The sequence below is a fragment of the Streptomyces sp. NPDC006393 genome, assembly GCF_040628575.1.
Taxonomy (GTDB): domain Bacteria; phylum Actinomycetota; class Actinomycetes; order Streptomycetales; family Streptomycetaceae; genus Streptomyces.
The window spans coordinates 1-4,631 of the sequence record NZ_JBEXZD010000202.1; the positions used below are offsets into that span (position 1 = coordinate 1).

At 71.3% G+C, this 4,631-nt stretch carries 4 protein-coding genes and 1 pseudogene; all 5 read right to left on the minus strand.

The features are described from left to right. Positions 1-243 (minus strand): annotated as a pseudogene (locus tag ABZ484_RS38360) (glucose-6-phosphate isomerase); the annotation flags it as partial. A 1-nt stretch (position 244) separates the two neighbouring features. Next, entirely contained in the window at positions 245-1,171 is a 927-nt protein-coding gene (gene opcA / locus ABZ484_RS38365; RefSeq protein WP_358870582.1) for a glucose-6-phosphate dehydrogenase assembly protein OpcA, read from the minus strand. Further along, a complete protein-coding gene (gene zwf, locus ABZ484_RS38370) occupies positions 1,168-2,853 on the minus strand; it encodes a glucose-6-phosphate dehydrogenase (protein ID WP_358870583.1) in 1,686 nt (561 codons plus the stop codon). The genes opcA and zwf overlap by 4 nt, the downstream gene beginning before the upstream one ends. Beyond that, complete coding sequence (gene tal / locus ABZ484_RS38375) at positions 2,850-4,019, minus strand: transaldolase (RefSeq protein ID WP_358870584.1); 1,170 nt, start codon at positions 4,017-4,019, stop codon at positions 2,850-2,852. The genes zwf and tal overlap by 4 nt, the downstream gene beginning before the upstream one ends. A gap of 19 nt (positions 4,020-4,038) precedes the next feature. Continuing rightward, positions 4,039-4,631 (minus strand): transketolase C-terminal domain-containing protein (locus tag ABZ484_RS38380; RefSeq protein ID WP_358870585.1); only part of this gene is annotated, 593 nt, incomplete at its 5' end.

The window sequence follows — 4,631 nt, forward strand, 5'->3', positions numbered from 1 at the left end:
CATCGCGTCCCGCAGCCCGGCCACGCCGGTGGCGGCGGCCAGCTCCCGCAGCAGCCGCAGAGTCTCGTCGGTGACCAGGTTCTTGGAGTAGTCGATGCGCAGATCGCCGACGCGCACCGTGTAGCGCTCCGCGCGGGAGGGGTCCGCCTCGAACAGCTCCCGCAGATGCGGCTGCGAGCGGGCGCGGTGGTCCTCCAGGGCGGTCCACTCCGGCCGCCGGGTGAGCTCGGGGGTGTCGGGCATGTCAGACGGTCTCCTTGATGCCGGCGCCCCGCAGGGCCACGGCGTACATGTCGTCGGCGTCGAGGCGGCGCAGCTCCTCGGCGATGAGTTCGGAGGTGGGGCGGACCTTGAGGGCGAGGGCGCGCGGCGGCTGGCCCGGCAGGGACAGCGTGGCCAGCGGGCCCTCGGGCCGGTCCACGGTGATCTCGCCCTCGGCGGTGCCCAGGCGTACGGAGGTCACGAACGGGCCGGGGCTGTGCACGCGGTCGGCCTTGACCCCGAGCCGTGCCTCCAGCCAGCGGGCCAGCAGCTCCGCGCTCGGGTTGTCCGCCTCGGCCTCGACGGTCGCCGAGGTCACCTCCACGCGGGCCTGGTCCAGGGCGGCGGCGAGCATCGAGCGCCACAGGGTGAGCCTGGTCCAGGCGAGGTCGGTGTCGCCGGGGGCGTAGTGGTCGGCCCTGGTCTGGAGGACCTCCAGCGGACGCTCGAAGGCGTACAGGTCGGTGATCCTGCGCTGGGCCAGCGTGCCCAGCGGGTCCTCGGCGAGGTCGTCCGGCGCGTCCACCGGCCACCAGACGACGACCGGCGCGTCGGGGAGCAGCAGGGGCAGGACCACCGAGTCGGCGTGGTCGGACACCTCGCCGTACAGGCGCAGCACCACCGTCTCGCCGGTGCCGGCCTCGGAGCCGACCCGGACCTCGGCGTCGAGCCGCGAGTGGGTGCGGTCGCGCAGGGTGCGGGCGTGCCGCTTGATGACGACCAGGGTCCGCATGGGGTGCTCGTGCGAGGCGTCCTCGGCGGCCTTGATCGAGTCGTAGGCGTTCTCCTCGTCGGTGACGATGACCATCGTCAGGACCATGCCCACGGCGGGTGTGCCGATGGCGCGGCGGCCCTGCACCAGCGCCTTGTTGATCTTGCTTGCGGTGGTCTCGGTCAGGTCGATCTTCATGGCCTGCGCCAGCTCCGTCCGTCTTGTGCGAGCATCTCGTCGGCCTCCCGCGGGCCCCACGTCCCCGACCGGTACCTGGCGGGCCTGCCGTTCTCGTCCCAGTACGCCTCGATCGGGTCGAGGATCTTCCAGGACTGTTCCACTTCCTGATGGCGCGGGAACAGGTTGGCGTCACCCAGGAGCACGTCCAGGATGAGGCGCTCGTACGCCTCCGGGCTGGACTCGGTGAAGGACTCGCCGTAGGCGAAGTCCATCGTGACGTCCCGGATCTCCATCGAGGTGCCCGGCACCTTGGAGCCGAAGCGGACCGTCATGCCCTCGTCCGGCTGGACGCGGATCACGATCGCGTTCTCGCCCAGCTCCTCGGTGGCGGTGGAGTCGAACGGGGAGTGCGGCGCCCGCTTGAACACCACCGCGATCTCGGTGACCCGCCGGCCCAGCCGCTTGCCGGTGCGCAGATAGAACGGGACGCCCGCCCAGCGGCGGTTGTCGATCCCCAGCTTGATCGCCGCGTAGGTGTCGGTCTTCGACTGGGGGTTGATCCCCTCCTCCTGGAGGTAGCCGGGGACCTTCTCGCCGCCCTGCCAGCCCTCGGTGTACTGGCCCCGCACGGTGTGGGCGCCCAGGTCCTCGGGCAGCCGCACCGACTTCAGCACCTTCAGCTTCTCGGTCAGCAGCGCCTCGGCGTCGAACGCGATCGGTTCCTCCATCGCGGTGAGCGCCATCAGCTGGAGCAGGTGGTTCTGGATGACGTCCCGGGCGGCGCCGATCCCGTCGTAGTAGCCCGCGCGACCGCCGATGCCGATGTCCTCGGCCATGGTGATCTGCACATGATCCACATACGACCGGTTCCAGATCGGCTCGTACATCTGGTTGGCGAAGCGCAGCGCCAGGATGTTCTGGACGGTCTCCTTGCCCAGGTAGTGGTCGATGCGGAAGACCTGCTCCGGGTCGAACACGTCGTGCACGATCCGGTTCAGCTCCCGGGCACTGGCCAGATCGTGGCCGAACGGCTTTTCGATGACGGCACGCCGCCAGGCGCCCTTCGGCCCCTCCGCCAGCCCGTGCTTCTTCAGCTGCTGCACGACCTTGGGGAAGAACTTCGGCGGTACGGAGAGGTAGAAGGCGAAGTTGCCGCCCGTGCCGCGGGAGCCGTCCAGCTCCTCGACGGCCGCCTTCAGCTGCTTGAACGCCGTGTCGTCGTCGAAGTCCCCGGGGATGAAGCGCATGCCCTCGGTCAGCTGGTGCCAGACCTCCTCCCGGAAGGGCGTGCGCGCGTGTTCCTTGACCGCCTCGTACACCTCCTGGGCGAAGTCCTGGTTCTCCCAGTCGCGACGGGCGAAGCCGACCAGTGAGAAGCCCGGCGGCAGCAGACCCCGGTTGGCGAGGTCGTACACGGCCGGCATCAGCTTCTTGCGGGACAGGTCGCCGGTGACGCCGAAGATCACAAGGCCGGAGGGGCCCGCGATCCGCGGCAGCCGGCGGTCCAGCGGATCACGCAGCGGATTCACCCAGTCGGCGGACGGCACGACGGGGACACGTACATCGGACGGCGCGGCCTGGGAGGGCGCGGCGTCCGGCCGCGCCGCCCCGGGGGCCGGCGCCGTGGGCTGTGCGGCGGCGTCCTGGGCGGGGCCCACGGCCACGTCCGGCGCCGCCGGCTCGGCGCGCTTCTTGCTCATTCCGCGTCAACTCCCTTGCTGTTCAGGGACTTCGTGACCGCGTCCAGCAGGTCCTGCCAGGCCGCCTCGAACTTGGCGACGCCCTCGTCCTCGAGCTGCTGCACGACCTCGTCGTAGGAGATCCCCAGCCGTTCGACCGCCGCCAGGTCGGCGCGGGCCCGCGCATAGCCGCCGGTCACCGTGTCTCCGGTGATCGCGCCGTGGTCGGCGGTGGCGTTCAGCGTGCCCTCCGGCATGGTGTTGACCGTGCCGGGCGCGACCAGTTCGTCCACATACAGGGTGTCCTTGTATGCCGGATCCTTCACCCCGGTCGACGCCCACAGGGGACGCTGCTTGTTCGCCGCGGCGCCCGCCAGCGCGGCGAAGCGCTCACCGGGCGCGGTCGAACCGTCCGCGGACCCGAACACCTGCTCGTACTCCGCGTAGGCGAGCCGGGCGTTCGCGAGGGCCGCCCGGCCTTTCAGCGCCGGCGCCTCGTCGCCGCCCAGCAGGGTCAGCCGCTTGTCGATCTCGGTGTCGACCCGGGAGACGAAGAAGGAGGCCACGGAGTGGATCCGCGACAGGTCCAGGTCCGCGGCGCGCGCCTTCTCCAGACCGGCGAGGTAGGCGTCCATGACCTCGCGGTAGCGCTCCAGGGAGAAGATCAGCGTCACATTGACACTGATACCCGCTCCGACCACCTCGGTGATCGCCGGCAGACCCGCCCGGGTGGCCGGAATCTTGATCATCACATTGGGCCGGTCCACCAGCCAGGCCAGCTGCCGGGCCTCGGCGACGGTCGCCGCCGTGTCGTGGGCCAGCCGCGGGTCGACCTCGATCGAGACCCGGCCGTCCCGTCCGCCGGTCGCCTCGTACACCGGCCGCAGCACGTCGGCGGCGGCGCGCACGTCGGCGGTGGTCATCATCCGTACGGCCTCGTCGACCGTGACGCCGCGCACCGCCAGGTCGGCGAGCTGCTCCTCGTAACCCTCCCCGGAGCCGATGGCGGCCTGGAAGATCGACGGATTGGTGGTGACGCCCACGACGTGCCGGGCCGCGACGAGCCCGGCCAGGTTCCCCGACGCGATCCGCCGCCGCGAGAGGTCGTCCAGCCAGATCGACACGCCCTCTTCGGACAGGCGCTCGAGCGCTCCGGCGGTCGCGGTTGCTTCGCTCACAGTGATCATCTTCCTTGTTGCGTTCGGATCATGCGCGCGCGGCGGCCAGCGATGCGCGGGCCGCGGCGGCGACGTTCTCGGGGGTGAAGCCGTATTCGGCGAACAGGGTCGCGGCATCGGCGGAGGCACCGAAGTGTTCGAGGGAGACGACGCGTCCTGCGTCACCTGCGTAGCGGTACCACGTCAGGCCGATGCCGGCCTCCACGGCCACGCGCGCCCGCACCGACGGCGGCAGCACCTGCTCGCGGTACTCGCGCGGCTGCTCCTCGAACCACTCCACGGACGGCATCGAGACCACTCGGGTGCCGGTCCCCTCCGCCTCCAGCAACTCCCGCGCGGCCACGGCGAGCCGCACCTCGGACCCGGTGGCGACGATCACCACGTCCGGGCTCCCGGTGGATGCCTCGTGAAGGATGTATCCCCCCTTGGCCGCGTCCGGGTCCGGCGCGTATGTGGGCACGCCCTGGCGGGTGAGCACGAGCCCGTGCGGGGCCGGGCGGGTGGCGTGCCGTCGGAGGATCTCGGCCCAGGCGATCGCGGTCTCGTTGGCGTCGGCCGGGCGGACGATGTTCAGGCCCGGGATGGCGCGCAGCGAGGCCAGGTGCTCGACCGGCTGGTGGG